The sequence below is a fragment of the Pseudomonas putida genome, assembly GCF_002741075.1.
GTDB lineage: Bacteria > Pseudomonadota > Gammaproteobacteria > Pseudomonadales > Pseudomonadaceae > Aquipseudomonas > Aquipseudomonas putida_T.
Genome location: NZ_CP016634.1, coordinates 5,094,377 through 5,110,363 on the forward strand (window position 1 = coordinate 5,094,377; position 15,987 = coordinate 5,110,363).

16 protein-coding genes are annotated in these 15,987 nt (G+C 63.6%); 9 read left to right on the forward strand and 7 right to left on the reverse strand.

The annotated features are described in order from the left end of the window. Positions 1-182 precede the first annotated feature (182 nt). The 4 genes from IEC33019_RS23770 to lnt are packed head-to-tail and all read left to right on the forward strand — an operon-like array spanning position 183 to position 4,034. Entirely contained in the window at positions 183-1,181 is a 999-nt protein-coding gene (locus tag IEC33019_RS23770) for a PhoH family protein (RefSeq protein WP_070092195.1), read from the forward strand. After that, entirely contained in the window at positions 1,174-1,647 is a 474-nt protein-coding gene (ybeY, locus tag IEC33019_RS23775) for an rRNA maturation RNase YbeY (RefSeq protein WP_070092194.1), read from the forward strand. Before IEC33019_RS23770 ends, ybeY begins: the two co-directional genes overlap by 8 nt. 21 nt (positions 1,648-1,668) lie before the next feature. Then, positions 1,669-2,508, forward strand: coding sequence for an HlyC/CorC family transporter (locus IEC33019_RS23780; protein WP_070092193.1), 840 nt, complete (start codon positions 1,669-1,671; stop codon positions 2,506-2,508). An 8-nt stretch (positions 2,509-2,516) separates the two neighbouring features. Further along, positions 2,517-4,034, forward strand: a complete 1,518-nt coding sequence (lnt, locus tag IEC33019_RS23785; protein ID WP_070092192.1) for an apolipoprotein N-acyltransferase — start codon at positions 2,517-2,519, stop codon at positions 4,032-4,034. Between the two features lie 34 nt (positions 4,035-4,068). Here the strand turns inward: lnt and IEC33019_RS23790 are convergent, their stop codons facing one another. Further along, positions 4,069-4,830, reverse strand: a complete 762-nt coding sequence (locus tag IEC33019_RS23790; RefSeq protein WP_099593961.1) for a YdcF family protein — start codon at positions 4,828-4,830, stop codon at positions 4,069-4,071. 132 nt (positions 4,831-4,962) lie between these two features. After that, a complete protein-coding gene (locus tag IEC33019_RS23795; RefSeq protein WP_043211202.1) occupies positions 4,963-5,274 on the reverse strand; it encodes a hypothetical protein in 312 nt (103 codons plus the stop codon). Positions 5,275-5,505: 231 nt separating this feature from the next. On the opposite strand from IEC33019_RS23795, the gene leuS reads away from it, so the two are divergent. The 5 genes from leuS to IEC33019_RS23820 all read left to right on the forward strand — a co-directional run bounded on the left by leuS (position 5,506) and on the right by IEC33019_RS23820 (position 11,564). Beyond that, on the forward strand, positions 5,506-8,112 hold the full coding sequence (leuS, locus tag IEC33019_RS23800; RefSeq protein WP_070092190.1) for a leucine--tRNA ligase: 2,607 nt from the start codon (positions 5,506-5,508) through the stop codon (positions 8,110-8,112). 61 nt (positions 8,113-8,173) lie between these two features. Next, positions 8,174-8,779, forward strand: coding sequence for an LPS-assembly lipoprotein LptE (lptE, locus tag IEC33019_RS23805; protein ID WP_070092189.1), 606 nt, complete (start codon positions 8,174-8,176; stop codon positions 8,777-8,779). A 42-nt stretch (positions 8,780-8,821) separates the two neighbouring features. Beyond that, positions 8,822-9,859: a DNA polymerase III subunit delta gene (gene holA / locus IEC33019_RS23810; RefSeq protein ID WP_070092188.1), complete on the forward strand. Its 1,038-nt coding sequence runs from the start codon at positions 8,822-8,824 to the stop codon at positions 9,857-9,859. Between the two features lie 163 nt (positions 9,860-10,022). Next, positions 10,023-10,187, forward strand: coding sequence for an alternative ribosome rescue factor ArfA (arfA, locus tag IEC33019_RS23815; RefSeq protein WP_043211193.1), 165 nt, complete (start codon positions 10,023-10,025; stop codon positions 10,185-10,187). Between the two features lie 60 nt (positions 10,188-10,247). Next, the gene (locus IEC33019_RS23820) at positions 10,248-11,564 is read left to right on the forward strand and encodes a lytic murein transglycosylase (protein ID WP_070092187.1); all 1,317 of its coding nucleotides are present in this window, start codon (positions 10,248-10,250) and stop codon (positions 11,562-11,564) included. A gap of 129 nt (positions 11,565-11,693) precedes the next feature. On the opposite strand, the gene IEC33019_RS23825 is transcribed toward IEC33019_RS23820, so the two are convergent. From IEC33019_RS23825 to IEC33019_RS23845, 5 genes are all read right to left on the reverse strand, one after another. Beyond that, positions 11,694-12,632: a S66 peptidase family protein gene (locus tag IEC33019_RS23825; RefSeq protein WP_070092186.1), complete on the reverse strand. Its 939-nt coding sequence runs from the start codon at positions 12,630-12,632 to the stop codon at positions 11,694-11,696. Positions 12,633-12,725: 93 nt separating this feature from the next. Next, positions 12,726-13,745, reverse strand: coding sequence for a lipoyl synthase (gene lipA, locus IEC33019_RS23830; RefSeq protein ID WP_043211188.1), 1,020 nt, complete (start codon positions 13,743-13,745; stop codon positions 12,726-12,728). 2 nt (positions 13,746-13,747) lie between these two features. After that, the gene (gene lipB / locus IEC33019_RS23835; protein WP_070092185.1) at positions 13,748-14,395 is read right to left on the reverse strand and encodes a lipoyl(octanoyl) transferase LipB; all 648 of its coding nucleotides are present in this window, start codon (positions 14,393-14,395) and stop codon (positions 13,748-13,750) included. Next, complete coding sequence (locus IEC33019_RS23840) at positions 14,395-14,670, reverse strand: DUF493 domain-containing protein (RefSeq protein WP_043211184.1); 276 nt, start codon at positions 14,668-14,670, stop codon at positions 14,395-14,397. Before IEC33019_RS23840 ends, lipB begins: the two co-directional genes overlap by 1 nt. Before the next feature lie 73 nt (positions 14,671-14,743). Further along, positions 14,744-15,904, reverse strand: coding sequence for a D-alanyl-D-alanine carboxypeptidase family protein (locus IEC33019_RS23845; RefSeq protein ID WP_070092184.1), 1,161 nt, complete (start codon positions 15,902-15,904; stop codon positions 14,744-14,746). Positions 15,905-15,987: the final 83 nt, after the last annotated feature.

Here is a 15,987-nt window from a genome sequence, read left to right on the forward strand (position 1 = left end):
GGTAGTGGTCTATTCGTGGGTGCCCTCCTCCCACAGAGAGCGCCGCGAACCAGGTAGGCGCGGGCCCACCCGCGAATGGGCCAACATAGATACCCCCTTGATCGTTTCAGTGCTTTCGCCACTGCCCTTCAAGGGTTATTCTTGAGTTCACATTAATTGCCGTCGAGCGGCTAAAAACGACCTTGAACGCACCCATACAACCTCATCGCTTTATCCTCGAACCCTTCGAGGCCCACCGCTTCGCCAACTTGTGCGGCCAGTTCGACGAGCACCTGCGCCTGATCGAACAACGCCTGGCCATCGAGATCCGCAACCGCGGCAATCAGTTCGAATTGATTGGCGAACCCAAGACCACCTCCGCCGCCGAGCAACTGCTGCGCCGCCTCTATCGCGAAGCCAAGGCGTCCGAGCTCTCGCCAGAAACCGTCCACCTGTACCTGCAGGAGTCGACCGTCGAGAATCTCGACAATCCGGCCGTGAACGAGGTCAGCGTCTCGCTGCGCACGCGCAAGGGCAACATCCGCCCGCGCGGGGTCAACCAGCAGCGCTACGTCAAGGAAATCCTGGGCAACGACATCAATTTCGGCATTGGTCCGGCCGGTACCGGCAAGACCTACCTGGCCGTGGCCTGCGCCGTTGACGCCCTGGAGCGAGAGCAGGTGCGGCGCATCCTGCTGGTTCGTCCGGCAGTGGAAGCCGGCGAAAAGCTCGGCTTCCTGCCGGGCGATCTGGCCCAGAAGATCGACCCGTACCTGCGCCCGCTGTACGACGCACTGTACGAGATGCTCGGCTTCGAGCACGTGGCCAAGCTGATCGAACGCCAGGTGATCGAAATCGCCCCGCTGGCCTACATGCGCGGCCGGACCCTGAACAACAGCTTCATCATCCTCGACGAAAGCCAGAACACCACCCTGGAGCAGATGAAGATGTTCCTCACGCGCATCGGCTTCGGCTCGACGGCGGTGATCACCGGCGACATCACCCAGGTCGACCTGCCACGCGGCACCAAGTCGGGCCTGGCCCACGTGATCGAGGTGCTCAAGGACGTGCCGGGCATCAGCTTCACCCACTTCCAGCCCAAGGATGTGGTCCGCCACCCCTTGGTGCAGCGTATCGTCGAGGCCTACGACCGCTTCGATGCACGCCAGGCAAAGCCCGAGGTCCCCGGCAAAGATGCTTGAACTCGACCTGCAACGGGCCACGGACGCTGCCGCCCCCGATGACGCTGCCTTCCGCCGCTGGTGCGAACTGGCCCTGCGCCAGCGCACCGCGGACTCGGAAATGACCATTCGCCTGGTCGACGAGCCCGAAGGCCGTGAGCTGAACCACACCTACCGGCACAAGGACTACGCGACCAACGTGCTGTCCTTCCCCGCCGACGTTCCCGATGACCTGCTCGACATCCCGCTGCTGGGTGACCTGGTCATCTGCGTGCCGGTGGTCGAGCGCGAAGCCGCCGAGCAAGGCAAATCGCTCGAGGCCCATTGGGCGCATCTGGTCATCCATGGCTGCCTGCACCTGCTTGGCTACGATCATATCGAGGACGACGAAGCCGAGGAGATGGAAGCCTTGGAACGAACCTTGCTGGCTGAACTGGGTCATCCGGACCCTTACGCCGACGACGAAATCACACAACCTGACAACTGAAAAGGATCACGAGTAACCGCCATGAGCGAAGACCGATCGAGCAATGGGCAGAAGTCCTGGCTGGGTAAACTGACCCAGGCTTTTGCCCATGAGCCGAAAAACCGCCAGGAGCTCCTCGAGCTGCTGCGCGAAGCCCATCAGAACAAGCTGCTCGACAGCGAAGCGCTGACCATCGTCGAAGGTGCCATCCAGGTCGCTGACCTGCAGGTGCGTGACATCATGGTGCCGCGCTCGCAGATGATCAGCATCAAGGCCAGCCAGTCCCCACGTGAGTTCCTGCCAGCGGTGATCGACGCCGCACACTCGCGCTATCCGGTGATCGGCGAAGGCCACGACGATGTGCTCGGGATCCTCCTGGCCAAGGACCTGCTGCCGCTGATCCTCAAGGAGAACGGCGACACCTTCAACATCAAGGACCTGCTGCGCCCAGCCACCTTCGTACCAGAGTCCAAGCGCCTGAACGTGCTGCTGCGCGAATTCCGCGCCAACCACAACCACATGGCCATCGTCATCGACGAATACGGCGGCGTGGCCGGCCTGGTGACCATCGAGGACGTGCTCGAGCAGATCGTCGGCGACATCGAGGACGAACACGACGTCGAGGAAGACAGCTACATCAAGCCACTGCCCAGTGGCGACTTCCTGATCAAGGCACTGACCCCGATCGAAAACTTCAACGAGTTCTTCGACTCCGAGTTCTCCGACGATGAGTTCGACACCGTGGGCGGCCTGGTGATGAGCGCCTTCGGTCATCTGCCCAAGCGCAACGAGACCACCGAGATCGGCGCCTACAAGTTCCGTATTCTCAACGCCGACAGCCGGCGGATACACTTGCTGCGCCTGACCCCGATCACCCGTTAAGGACAAACATGCGTTGGATCACCCGCCCCGGCTGGCCCGGTAACCTGCTGGCCCTGGCGGCCGGCGCATCGACCCTTCTGGCCCTGGCGCCGTTCGACATCTGGCCACTGGCGCTACTGTCCATCGCCCTGCTCTACCTCGGCCTGCGCGAGCTCAGCCCGCGCCAGGCCATGTGGCGTGGCTGGTGGTTCGGTTTCGGCCTGTACGGGGCCGGCACCTGGTGGATCTACGTCAGCATGAACACCTACGGCGGCGCCTCCCCGGCGCTGGCGATCGCGCTGCTTGTGGCCTTCTTCGCCGCCCTTGCCTGGTTCTTCGCCCTGCCCACCTGGCTATGGGCGCGCTGGCTACGCCGTAACGAAGCCCCCCTGGCCGATGCCCTGTGCTTTGCCGCCCTGTGGTTGCTGCAGGAAGCCTTCCGGGGCTGGTTCCTGACCGGTTTTCCGTGGTTGTATGCCGGCTACAGCCAGCTCGATGGCCCATTGGCCGGCCTGGCACCGCTGGGTGGCGTGTGGCTGATCTCCTTTGTTCTGGCACTGAGTGCTGCGCTACTGTGCAACCTGCACCGCCTGCGTGCGCGCCCCTCGTTTCTGGTAGTGGGCGTGATATTGCTGCTGGCGCCCTGGGGGATCGGCATGGCTCTCAAGGGTCACGCCTGGACACAGCCCTCCGGTGAACCACTGAAGGTTGCCGCGCTGCAGGGCAATGTCGAGCAGGATCTGAAATGGGACCCGGCGCACATCGATGCGCAACTGGCGCTGTACCGTGACATGAGCTTCAGCTCCAAGCCTGTGGACTTGCTGGTCTGGCCGGAAACCGCCGTACCGGTGCTCAAGGATCAGGCCCAGGGCTACATCGACGTGATGGGGCGCTTCGCCGCCGATCGGCACTCGGCGTTGATCACCGGCGTGCCGGTGCGTGAAGTGGTGCACCATCAGCGCCGTTACTACAACGGCATCACCGTGACCGGCGAAGGCGACGGCACCTACCTCAAGCAGAAGCTGGTCCCCTTCGGCGAATACGTCCCGCTGCAGGACATGCTTCGCGGGCTGATCGAGTTCTTCAACCTGCCGATGTCGGACTTCGCACGCGGCCCGGCGGACCAACCTTTGCTGCAAGCCAAGGGCTATCAGGTCGCCCCGTTCATCTGCTACGAGGTGGTCTACCCCGAGTTCGCAGCCGGTCTGGCCGCACGCAGCGACTTGTTGCTGACCATCAGCAACGACACTTGGTTCGGCACCTCCATCGGCCCCCTGCAACACCTGCAGATGGCTCAAATGCGCGCCCTCGAAGCCGGACGCTGGATGATTCGTGCCACCAACAATGGCGTCACTGCGTTGATTGACCCCTTCGGCAAGATCACTGCGCAGATTCCGCAGTTCCAGCAGGCAGTCCTTTACGGGGACGTGGTGCCGATGCAGCAACTGACGCCATACCTGCAGTGGCGCTCCTGGCCGCTGGCAATCCTCTGCACGCTGCTGCTGGGCTGGGCGCTGCTGGCGAGCCGGATCGCCAAGACCGTGTGAACTTTCAGGGGCCGCGTTGCGGCCCCACATGCGATCAATAGAACAACCGATACCCCACCAACCCTACCGCCTCGTTGAGCAACTGCCCGCTGCGCCACACCGCACGACTATCGGGCAGCAACCCCGCGAACGGTTGCCCATGGTCCTTGCCCAGGAACCCGACAGGCGCCGCCACCACCTCGAACCCCGCCTGCTCGAAGCTCCAGCGCGAGCGCTGCATGTGCCAGGCCTGGGTCACCAGCACCACCCGGCGCACGCCCTGGGGTTGCAGCAGCCGCGCGCTGAGCTGTGCGTTCTCCCATGTGGTGCGGCTGGCCTCCTCCTTCCAGCGTACGTCTACACCGAAGTCCGCCTTCATGCGATCGGCCATCAGCTGCGCCTCACTCGATGGCGCGCCGTAGTGAAGTCCGCCCGTGGTCAACACCGCAAGCCCGGAAGCCTTGGCCAACTGCGCGGCATACCGCATGCGCTCCAGCGCCGTGCCGGTCGGCTGGTCCTCTCCTCCCCAGGCCGGATCGCCACGCTCACGCCCGGCGCCCAGCACCACGATCGCATCGGCTCGCTCCGCCAGCGTCGCCCATTGCGCCATTGGCAGCGGCGCCTCGGTCTCCAACTGCCGGGCCGCCTGTTCTACCACCAGCGGCAGGCTCATCAACCACAGCCCTCCCAGGCCCAGGGCAAAGCACAATGCAGCCAAGCGCGGGCGCCGCGTGCGCAGCCACCACGCCGCCAGCAGGAGCAGAAACAGCACGCCCGGGGGCAGCAACCATTGTTTGATGAGATAGCGAAGCGGCATGCACGGACCTCCTGGAAAGGTGTGCAGCCTAAGAGGATCGGCGCCGGGCAACAAGAGCGCGTCCGGCGCCGATCATGAGCAGTTTAAGTTGAGTACCGGCGCACGACGGTCTGCGCCTGGAATCCAGAACGGCTAGCGGGACAGCGTCCGGGATCTCGCCGTGGTGGCGGGGCGTTTCTTGTCCTTGAGCCAGACGATCTTCGCCGAAGTCGGCTCCGGTTGCTGGTAAGCACCGGCGCTGGCGAAACGACCTTCCGGGAGGGTTTCCAGGTAGGCCTTGATCACTTCGAACTCGGCGTGGCTCAGCCCACGCAGTTCCAGTTCAGCTGGCATCTCGTCGCGTAATCGTACTGAGGTCCTGGCCACTTCGAGTGCCAGGCCCAGGCGGTCGATCAAGCGTTCGTATAGCTCCGGTTTGATTGCGGGTAGCTGCGACTCTCCCATCCGTTCACCTCATTGAAGATAAGAATATCTCCCCCAAAGATGAGCTTAGCGTCACTATGAAAAGCAGCCCGGTGCCGCGACCAACGGCCCCAGGGCCGCATTCAAGGTTTCCCACGATGCGCGGCGCTCATGTATGCTACGGCGTTCACTCCAACGACACCGCAGTGCCGGACGCAGCGAGGTTCCGCTGCCTGGAAACAGGGTCCTTATCTCTCTCAGCACAAAGTAGCCATGCACGAACAATACACGCCCCGTGATATCGAAGCCGCCGCCCAGACCTTCTGGGACGAGCAACAATCGTTCGCTGTTACCGAACAGCCAGGCAAGGACACCTACTACTGCCTGTCGATGTTCCCGTACCCGAGCGGCAAGCTACACATGGGCCACGTGCGCAACTACACCATCGGCGACGTGATTGCCCGCTACCAGCGCATGCTGGGCAAGAACGTCCTACAGCCGATGGGCTGGGACGCCTTCGGCATGCCGGCCGAAAACGCCGCGATGAAGAACAACGTCGCCCCGGCCAAGTGGACGTACGAAAACATCGACTACATGAAGACCCAGCTCAAGAGCCTGGGGCTTGCCATCGACTGGTCGCGTGAAGTCACCACCTGCAAGCCGGACTACTACCGCTGGGAACAGTGGCTGTTCACCCGCCTGTTCGAAAAAGGCGTCATCTACCGCAAGAACGGCACCGTGAACTGGGACCCGGCCGATCAGACCGTCCTGGCCAACGAACAGGTCATCGACGGCCGTGGCTGGCGTTCGGGCGCGCTGATCGAGAAGCGCGAAATCCCGATGTACTACTTCCGCATCACCGACTACGCCGACGAGCTGCTGGAAAGCCTCGACGAGCTGCCGGGCTGGCCTGAGCAGGTCAAGACCATGCAGCGCAACTGGATCGGCAAGTCCCGCGGCATGGAAGTGCAGTTCCCGTACGACCAGGCGAGCATCGGCCATAAAGGCACCTTGAAGGTCTTCACCACCCGTCCGGACACCCTGATGGGCGCGACCTACGTCGCCGTTGCCGCCGAGCACCCGCTGGCCACCCAGGCTGCCCAGGGTAACCCGGCGTTGCAGGCGTTCATCGACGAATGCAAGAGCGGCAGCGTCGCCGAGGCCGACATGGCCACCCAGGAGAAGAAGGGCATGCCCACTTCCCTGTTCGTCGAACACCCGCTGACCGGTGAAAAGCTGCCAGTCTGGGTCGCCAACTACGTGCTGATGCACTACGGCGATGGCGCCGTGATGGCCGTTCCGGCCCACGACGAGCGCGACTTCGAGTTCGCCCACAAGTACAACCTGCCGCTCAAGGCCGTGGTACGCACCAGCGCCGGCGACGACGTCGGCAGCGAGTGGCTGCCCGCCTATGGCGAACACGGCCAGCTGATCAACTCCGGCGAGTTCGACGGCCTGGACTTCGCAGGTGCTTTCGACGCCATCGAAGCCGCGCTGATCCGCAAGGAGCTGGGCAAATCGCGCACCCAGTTCCGCCTGCGCGACTGGGGCATCAGCCGCCAGCGCTACTGGGGCTGCCCGATCCCGATCATCCACTGCCCGTCCTGCGGCGACGTGCCGGTACCAGAAGACCAACTGCCGGTCACCCTGCCCGAGAACGTCGTGCCGGACGGCGCAGGCTCGCCGCTGGCGCGCATGCCTGAATTCTACGAATGCAGCTGCCCGAAATGCGGCGCCGCGGCCAAGCGTGAAACCGACACCATGGACACCTTCGTCGAGTCGTCCTGGTACTTCGCGCGCTACGCCTCGCCAAACTACGAAGGCGGCATGGTCGACCCGAAAGCGGCCAACCACTGGCTGCCGGTCGATCAATATATCGGCGGTATCGAACACGCCATCCTGCACCTGCTGTACGCGCGTTTCTTCCACAAGCTGATGCGCGACGAAGGCTTGGTCACGTCCAACGAGCCGTTCAAGAACCTGCTGACCCAGGGCATGGTGGTCGCCGAGACCTACTACCGCACTGCCAGCAACGGCGGCAAGGAGTGGTTCAACCCGGCCGACGTGGAGGTCGAGCGTGACGCCAAGGCCAAGATCATCGGCGCCCGCCTGAAGACCGACGGCCAGCCGGTGGAAATCGGCGGCACCGAGAAGATGTCCAAGTCCAAGAACAACGGCGTGGACCCACAGGCCATGATCGACGCCTACGGCGCCGACACCTGCCGTCTGTTCATGATGTTCGCCTCGCCACCCGACATGAGCCTGGAGTGGTCCGACTCCGGCGTCGAGGGTGCCAGCCGCTTCCTGCGCCGAGTCTGGCGCCTGGCCCAGGCCCACGTGAGCCAGGGCCTGCCGGGCAAGCTGGACGTCGCCGCGCTGGACGATGCGCAGAAGACCATCCGCCGCGCCATCCACGCCGCCATCAAGCAGGCCAGTATCGACGTGGGCCAGTTCCACAAGTTCAACACCGCCATCGCCCAGGTGATGACCGTGATGAACGTGCTGGAAAAAGCCCCACAAGCCACCGAGCAGGACCGTGCCCTGCTGCAGGAAGGCCTGGAGGCCGTGACCCTGCTGCTGGCCCCGATCACGCCGCACATCAGCCATGAACTGTGGAAGCACCTGGGTCACGCCCAGGCCGTGATCGATGCCACTTGGCCGAGCGTCGACGAAAGCGCCCTGGTGCAAGACAGCATCACCCTGGTGGTCCAGGTCAACGGCAAGCTGCGTGGCCAAGTCGAAATGCCCGCCAGCGCCAGCCGTGAAGAGATCGAAGCCGCCGCCCGCAGCAACGAGAATGTCCTGCGCTTCATCGATGGTCTGACCATCCGCAAGGTCATCGTGGTACCGGGCAAGCTGGTCAACATCGTCGCCAACTGATGGCAACGCCCGCCCGCGCAAATCGCGGGCGGGCGGAATCGGCCCACAAGGGAGCTACAACATGATCAAACGCAATCTGCTGGTAATAGGCCTGGCCGTCGTGCTCAGTGCCTGCGGTTTCCAGCTGCGCGGCACCGGCACCACCGAGCTGAGCATCAAGGAAATGGACCTGCGCGCGCGCAACGCCTATGGCGAGACCGTGACCGAGCTGCGCGAAACCCTTCAGCGCAACGGCGTGAATGTCCATACCGGCGCCCCCTACCGCCTGGTACTGACCGACGAGCAGCAAACCCAGCGCGCCGCCACCTACAGCGGCGGTAACCGGTCGGTCGAATACGAACTCACCACCGTGCTCAACTACAGCATGCTGGGCCTGAACGACGTCCCGCTGCTGAGCGACAAGGTCGAAGTGCGCAAGATTTACGTGCATGACGGCGACAACATCACCGGTTCCGACCAGGAAGCCACCCAGGCACGCGAGGAAATGCGCCGCGACCTGATCCAGGCCATGCTCGTTCGCCTGCAGATGCTGACCCCGGCCCACCTGGACGACCTGCAGCGCGAAGCGGAAGATCGCGCCAAGGCCGAAGCCCAGGCCCAGGAGGCAGCCCGCCGTCAGCAGGACGAAACGCCGCAGCAATCCCCCATGGAAGTACCGGCCAACTGACCGAGGCCGAACGGGGCACCCTCGGGTGCCCCCGTATCCACCATGAAGCTCTCTCCCGCCCAACTCAACAAACACCTGCAAGGTGCCCTGGCCCCGGTCTACGTGGTCAGCGGCGACGATCCACTGCTGTGCCAGGAAGCCGCCGATGCCATCCGCACCGCGGCTCACCAGCAGGGCTTCGACGAACGCCAGGTGTTCAGTGCCGACGCCAACTTCGACTGGGGCACCCTGCTCCAGGCCGGCGCCAGCCTCTCATTGTTCGCCCAGCGACGTCTGCTGGAGCTGCGCCTGCCCTCGGGCAAGCCTGGCGACAAGGGCGCCGCCGCGTTGATGGAGTACTGCGCCAACCCCGCCGAGGACACCTTGCTGCTGGTCAGCCTGCCCAAGCTCGATGCCAGCGCGCAGAAGACCAAATGGGGCAAAGCGCTGATCGAAGGCCAGCACTGCCAGTTCATCCAGATCTGGCCGGTCGACGCCCAGCAACTGCCACAGTGGATCAACCAGCGGCTGTCCCAGGCCGGGCTGTCCGCTCAACGTGATGCAGTCGACCTGATCGCCGCGCGAGTCGAAGGTAACCTGCTGGCCGCTGCCCAGGAGATCGAAAAACTCAAATTGTTGGCCGAAGGCAACCAAATCACGGTAGAGACCGTGCAGGCTGCCGTCGCCGACAGCGCACGCTTCGACGTGTTCGGGCTGGTCGATGCCATCCTCAATGGCGAAGCGGCCCACACCCTGCGCATGCTGGAAGGTTTGCGCGGCGAAGGGGTCGAGCCGCCGGTCATCCTCTGGGCCCTGGCCCGCGAGTTGCGCCTGCTGGCAGGGCTTGCCCAGCAGTTCAGCCAAGGCGTGCCGCTGGACAAGGCCTTCAGCCAGGCGCGGCCGCCTGTGTGGGACAAACGCCGCCCCCTGGTCAGCAAGGCCCTGCAACGACTGTCCGCCCAACGCTGGGCGCAGTTGCTGCAGGACGCCCAGCGCATCGATGCACAGATCAAGGGCCAGGCCGAAGGCTCGCCCTGGACAGGCCTCGCGCGGCTATCTCTGCTGATGGCCGGGCAGCGTCTGGCGCTGCCTGCCGAGTAGGTTTGCCCGCACAATCCCTGTAGGAACCTGCAATGGGCTGCACGGCAGCCCCGACCACCAGAGCTGCAAGCCAGCCCATCTGCCCATACACACAATCAATTGGCCCCTGCCCCGCCCGGGTCTTACAGTGCGCCCCGACATCCACCCAACCAGGGTATCCGCCATGAGCAAGAAGCCGAAAAAGCACGGCCCGAACAAGGCCAAGTCCATCATCGCCCAGCCACTGTTCCGATGCCGCCAGGAACGACCGAACAAGGGCAAAGGCAGCTACCGCCGCGAAGCCTTCCAATCGAGAGATTGGGAGGCTTCTTGCTTTTTGGCCGCATGAAGGCAGGAACCCCCGAGTCATGATATGGTCGGCACCTGAACCGCAATTCTGGATCTGTGCATGCCCTTTCGTCTGTCCCTGCGTTGGCCCTCTCGCCAGCTGATCGCAGCCTCCAGCTTTATCCTGCTCGTCGCCTGCGCGGAAAAACCCACCGCCGCCGACGCCTTGCCGCTAGCCCCCGCGCAGCCTGCGCCGAACGTGACTCTGCCGGGCACCGCGCCCGACACCAGCAACGAAATCCAGCCCCTGCAGACCTTCGCCCAATGGCAGGCAGGCTTCCGCCAGCAGGCGTTGCAGGCCGGCATCAGCGCCAGCACCTTCGATCGCGCCTTCCTCGGCGTCACGCCCGACATGGACGTGATCAAGGCCGACCGCAGCCAGCCCGAATTCGCCCGCCCGGTCTGGGAATACCTCGACGGAGCCCTGTCACCGCTGCGCGTGCGCAATGGCAAGAAGCTGCTCGAACAACATGCCGAGCTGTTGTCGCGCATCGAGCAGCGCTATGGCGTAGACCGCCAGGTGCTGGTATCGGTCTGGGGCATGGAAAGCAACTTCGGTCAGTTCCAGGGCAACAAATCGGTGATCCGCTCCCTGGCGACCCTGGCCTACGAAGGCCGTCGCCCGACCTTCGCCCAGGACCAATTGATCGCCGCCCTGCAGATCCTGCAGAACGGCGACATCCAGCCCGACGCCATGCGCGGCTCCTGGGCCGGGGCCATGGGCCAGACCCAGTTCATCCCCACCACCTACAACACCCACGCAGTCGACTTCGACGGCGATGGTCGCCGCGACATCTGGAACAGCACCGCTGACGCCCTGGCCTCCACGGCCCACTATCTGCAAAGCTCGGGGTGGAAACGCGGCCAAACGTGGGGCTTCGAAGTGCAGGTCCCCGCAGGCTTCGACTACTGGCTGGCCGACGGCGCGCAGCGAAAGAGCGTCAGCGAATGGCTGCAACTGGGCGTGAAGCTGCCCGCCGGCACCCAACTGCCCTCAGGCAGCAATCAGCTGTCCGCCGCCCTGCTGTTGCCGGCGGGGGCGCGTGGCCCGGCGTTCCTGGTGCTGGACAACTTCCGGGCGATCCTGAAGTACAACAATTCCTCGTCCTACGCCCTGGCGGTGAGCCTGCTGGGTGATCGCTTCTATGGCTGGGGCTTCATCGCCGGCAGCTGGCCCAAGGATGACCTGCCGCTGAGCCGCAGCGAGCGCATCGAGCTGCAGGATCTGCTCAACGCCAGTGGCCACGAGGCTGGCAATGCCGATGGCATCATCGGCGCCAATACCCGCAAGGCCATCCGCAATGCCCAGCAGGCGCTAGGTTGGCCGGCCGACGGGTATCCAACCCATAAGCTGCTCGACAGTCTGCGTCGGCCCTGAACGGGTAGCAGGCACCGCCCTGTGGAGTCGGGTTTGCCCGCGAATCGGTAGGTGGATGTACTACCGCGTTCGCGGGGAAACCCGCTCCCACAGGCTTCAGGCAAGCCTCAAGGCCAGCGCGAACAGACCTTATCGCTCAAATAACGACTGCTCCAATGACAGCTGCATCGCCTGACTGTCCAACCTCACCCTGGCCCCCAGCGGCAGACACAGGTTGGGGTCACAATGCCCACTGCGCCAGCCTGCCAACACCGGGATACCCAACGGCCCGAAAATATCCGTCAGCAGCGGCGTCATCGCTGGCACGGTGATTCCGGCAAAATCGCCCACCAGCACACCGCGAATCCTCTCCAGCTTGCCGGCCAGACGTAATTGGGTCAGCAGCCGATCAACGCGGTAGAGCGGCTCGTTGACGTCCTCGATGAACAGGATGCAGCCCTGGCTGTCGATCTCGCCCACCGTCCCCAAGGTCGCACACAGCACCGACAGATTGCCACCCAGCAAACGCCCGCTGGCCACACCAGGGCTCACGCAGGTCAATGGGTAGGCGTCGGGATGGACCAGTACACTCCCTTGGCTGACCTTGCCGCCCAGTTGATCGAACAACGAACTGACGGTCGGCTCCTGCTTCGCGCCGAGCAGATCGGCATTGAGCATGCCGCCATGGAAGGTAATGAGCCCAGCGTGGCGCTGGAGCGCCGTGTGCAGGGCTGTGATGTCGCTGTAGCCGATCAGGGGTTTGGGGTGCTGGCGAATCAGGTCGAAATCGAGTCGATCCAGCAGGCGCATGCTGCCGTAACCGCCGCGCATGCACAGGATGGCGTCGATTTCAGGGTCGGCGAACGCCGCATGCAGGTCATCCAGACGCTGCTGGTCTGGGCCGGCGAGGTAGCCTTCAGCCTGATTGACGCCCGGGAACAAGCGGCACTGGTAGCCGCGACTGGCGAACCACTGGCTTGCCTTGCGCGCATCCAACCTGGCCGGGCCTGCCGGGGCGATGATGGCAAGACAAGCATTGCGGGGCAGCGCTGCGGGCAGATATGCATCCGGGGTTTCAACGCAATTCATCGAGCAGTTCCTTGCAGGTAAGGGCCAGGCCCCAGAAACAAAAATGCCGATGCCGCCTCCCGGCGTGCATCGGCATCGATCACTCAGCCAGGCTCAGAGCTTGATCTTGGCTTCGTGGGCCTGCTGGTCGGCGTGGTACGACGAACGTACCAGCGGGCCGGAGGCGACGTTCTTGAAGCCCATCTTGTAACCTTCCTCGGCGAACCAGGCGAAGGTATCCGGATGCACGAAACGTTGCACCGGCAGGTGGCTGCGCGATGGCTGCAGGTACTGGCCAAGGGTCAGCATGTCGATGTCATGCTCGCGCATGCGATGCATCACTTCGATGACTTCTTCGTCGGTCTCGCCGAGGCCGAGCATCAGCCCCGACTTGGTCGGTACATGCGGGACCATCTGCTTGAACTTCTGCAGCAGGTCCAGCGACCAATCGTAGTCCGAACCCGGACGCGCGGCCTTGTACAGACGCGGTACGGTCTCAAGGTTGTGGTTGAACACATCCGGCGGCTCCTGGGCGGTGATTTCCAGGGCAACGTCCATGCGACCCCGGTAGTCCGGCACCAGGGTCTCCAGCTGAATACCAGGGGACAGAGCGCGAATCTCGCGGATGCAGTCGGCGAAGTGCTGGGCACCGCCGTCACGCAGGTCGTCGCGGTCCACCGAGGTGATGACCACGTACTTCAGGCGCAGGTCGGCGATGGCCACTGCCAGGTTCTTCGGCTCGTCGAGGTCCAATGGCTTCGGCCGACCGTGACCGACGTCACAGAATGGGCAGCGACGGGTGCAGATGTCACCCATGATCATGAAGGTCGCGGTGCCACCGGAGAAGCACTCGCCCAGGTTCGGGCAGGAAGCTTCTTCACACACACTGTGCAGCTTGTGCTTGCGCAGCAGTTGCTTGATCCGATCGACTTCCGGGGAAACTGGGATGCGCACGCGAATCCAGTCTGGCTTCTTCGGCAGTTCTTCGGTGGGGATGATCTTGACCGGGATACGCGCGACCTTCTCAGCACCGCGCAGCTTCACGCCTGCTTCGACTTTCTTTGGCGCGGGACGCGCGGCGGCGTCCTGGGTGGGTACCGGGTTCGGCACGGCTTCTTGCACAGTTGTTGTCATATTCAGTCGATTCCGCCCGTGAGGGTCGTCTGCTCAGCGTAGTCGAGGTGCTTGACCAGCTGTCCGCGCAGCCTTGTCCTGACCTCGGAGAGTTCGATCGGACCTGCCAGGTCACGCAGCTGGGTCATGGCCAGCCCCGCATACCCACAGGGGTTGATTCGGCGGAATGGCGCAAGGTCCATGTCCACGTTCAGGGCAAGGCCGTGGAAAGAACGGCCATTGCGGATTCGAAGGCCGAGGGAGGCTATCTTCGCCCCGTCGACATACACGCCAGGCGCATCGGGTTTGGCCACCGCCTGGACGTCATAGCTGTCCAACAAGTCGATCAGGCTGTGCTCGATCCGACTGACCAGCTCGCGCACCCCAAACCCCAGGCGACGCACATCCAGCAACAGGTAGGCCACCAGCTGGCCGGGGCCATGGTAGGTCACCTGGCCGCCACGGTCGGTCTGCACCACCGGGATGTCGCCGGGGACCAACAGGTGCTCGGCCTTGCCGGCCTGCCCCTGGGTAAAGACCGAGGGGTGCTCGACCAGCCAGATTTCATCCTGGCTGTCCGGGCCGCGTTGCTCGGTAAAGCGCCGCATGGCCTCCAGCACCGGTTCATAGGGCTGCAGGCCAAGATCGCGAAAACCGAGGCAGGAAGGCATCAGAGCACCATTTTCACGATGCCGGTCGCGCGCAGGGCGCTGTTGATATCGTGCAGTTGGTTCTCGCTTTCGGCAACGATGTGCAACTGCACCGTGGTGTACTTGCCTTCCTTGCTTTGGCGTTCGGCCAGGGTGGACAGATCGACCTTGGCATATTTGCTCAGGATCTCGATCACGGTGTCCTTGAAACCGACCACGGTATCGCCGATTACCTTGATTGGGTAATCGTCGCAGGGGAATTCGATCTTGTGCGACTTGACGTCAGGTTCGCTCATGGCGGAAACGGCCTCGTAAGCCGTGGCAACAACAACGCCCCCGCAGGATCCGCGGGGGCGTGCAGGTCACGTATCAGTTGAACAACCCGTAGAAGAACAGACGGATGCTATCCCACATACGGCGGAAGAAACCACCTTCCTCGACGCCGTCGAGGGCGATGAGGTCAGCGCTGTGAACCACTTTTTCGTCCAGTTTGACTTCAACTTTACCGATCACGTCACCTTTGGCGATCGGGGCGGTCAGTTGCGGGTTCATGGTCATCGAAGCCTGCAGGCGCTTCAATTGGCCTTTAGGCATAGTCAGGGTCAGGTCGTTGGCCAGACCGGCCTTCACTTGGCTGGTGGCGCCTTTCCAGACCGGAGACTGGGTCAGCTCGGTGCCCTTCTGGTAGAAGGTCTGGGTTTCGAAGAAGCGGAAGCCATAGGTCAGCAGCTTCTGGGTCTCGGCGGCGCGGGACTGCTCGCTGTTGGTGCCGAACACCACGGCGATCAGGCGCTGGCCGTCGCGAACGGCCGAAGCCACCATGCAATAGCCGGCTTCGTCGGTGTGGCCGGTCTTCAAGCCATCGACGGTCTTGTCACGCCACAGCAGCAGGTTGCGGTTGGGCTGCTTGATGTTGTTCCAGTAGAACTCTTTCTGCGAGTAAATCGCATAGTGGGCCGGATCTTCGTCGATGATCGCGCGCGCCAGCAGGGCCATGTCGTGGGCCGAGGAGTAGTGCTCCGGGTTCGGCAGGCCGGTGGGGTTCATGAAGTGGCTGTTGCTCATGCCCAGGTCGGCGGCGGCCTTGTTCATCATGTCGGCGAAGGCGTCTTCACTGCCGGCGATGTGCTCGGCCAGGGCGACAGAGGCGTCGTTGCCCGACTGGATGATGATGCCGTGCAGCAGGTCGCTGACGCTGACCTGGCTGCCAACCTTGATGAACATGCGCGAACCACCGGTGCGCCAGGCGTTCTCGCTGACGGTGACCGGGTCGTTCTCGCCGATCTGGCCACGACGGATATCCAGGGTGGCGATGTAAGCGGTCATCAGCTTGGTCAGGCTGGCCGGCGGCAGGCGCTCGTCACCGTTGTTCTCGACCAGCACGTTGCCGCTGGACGCATCCATGAGTACATAGGACTTGGCGGCCAGTTGTGGTGGCGCTGGCATCATCTGCTCTGCTGCGAAGGCAGCAGGCATGATCATCAGCAGAACGGGCAGGCAAAGTCGTTTGGCAAGGTTGGTGATGTTCATCCGTCTCTCTAAAATCGCTAAAGGTCTGATGTTCCCTGGGACACATCGTGTGCCCAGCGCCAGTCAGGCTAGTTTTGCGGCCA

Excerpts from the sequence above, each read along its gene's own strand:
- IEC33019_RS23790 (WP_099593961.1), bottom strand. The coding sequence starts at position 4,830 with ATGCCGCTTCGCTATCTCATCAAACAATGGTTGCTGCCCCCGGGCGTG.
- lipA (WP_043211188.1), bottom strand. The coding sequence starts at position 13,745 with ATGACAACAACTGTGCAAGAAGCCGTGCCGAACCCGGTACCCACCCAG.
- lnt (WP_070092192.1), top strand. The coding sequence starts at position 2,517 with ATGCGTTGGATCACCCGCCCCGGCTGGCCCGGTAACCTGCTGGCCCTG.
- lptE (WP_070092189.1), top strand. The coding sequence starts at position 8,174 with ATGATCAAACGCAATCTGCTGGTAATAGGCCTGGCCGTCGTGCTCAGT.
- IEC33019_RS23825 (WP_070092186.1), bottom strand. The coding sequence starts at position 12,632 with ATGAATTGCGTTGAAACCCCGGATGCATATCTGCCCGCAGCGCTGCCC.
- leuS (WP_070092190.1), top strand. The coding sequence starts at position 5,506 with ATGCACGAACAATACACGCCCCGTGATATCGAAGCCGCCGCCCAGACC.
- IEC33019_RS23780 (WP_070092193.1), top strand. The coding sequence starts at position 1,669 with ATGAGCGAAGACCGATCGAGCAATGGGCAGAAGTCCTGGCTGGGTAAA.
- ybeY (WP_070092194.1), top strand. The coding sequence starts at position 1,174 with ATGCTTGAACTCGACCTGCAACGGGCCACGGACGCTGCCGCCCCCGAT.
- IEC33019_RS23820 (WP_070092187.1), top strand. The coding sequence starts at position 10,248 with ATGCCCTTTCGTCTGTCCCTGCGTTGGCCCTCTCGCCAGCTGATCGCA.
- IEC33019_RS23840 (WP_043211184.1), bottom strand. The coding sequence starts at position 14,670 with ATGAGCGAACCTGACGTCAAGTCGCACAAGATCGAATTCCCCTGCGAC.
- IEC33019_RS23795 (WP_043211202.1), bottom strand. The coding sequence starts at position 5,274 with ATGGGAGAGTCGCAGCTACCCGCAATCAAACCGGAGCTATACGAACGC.
- lipB (WP_070092185.1), bottom strand. The coding sequence starts at position 14,395 with ATGCCTTCCTGCCTCGGTTTTCGCGATCTTGGCCTGCAGCCCTATGAA.
- holA (WP_070092188.1), top strand. The coding sequence starts at position 8,822 with ATGAAGCTCTCTCCCGCCCAACTCAACAAACACCTGCAAGGTGCCCTG.
- IEC33019_RS23845 (WP_070092184.1), bottom strand. The coding sequence starts at position 15,904 with ATGAACATCACCAACCTTGCCAAACGACTTTGCCTGCCCGTTCTGCTG.
- arfA (WP_043211193.1), top strand. The coding sequence starts at position 10,023 with ATGAGCAAGAAGCCGAAAAAGCACGGCCCGAACAAGGCCAAGTCCATC.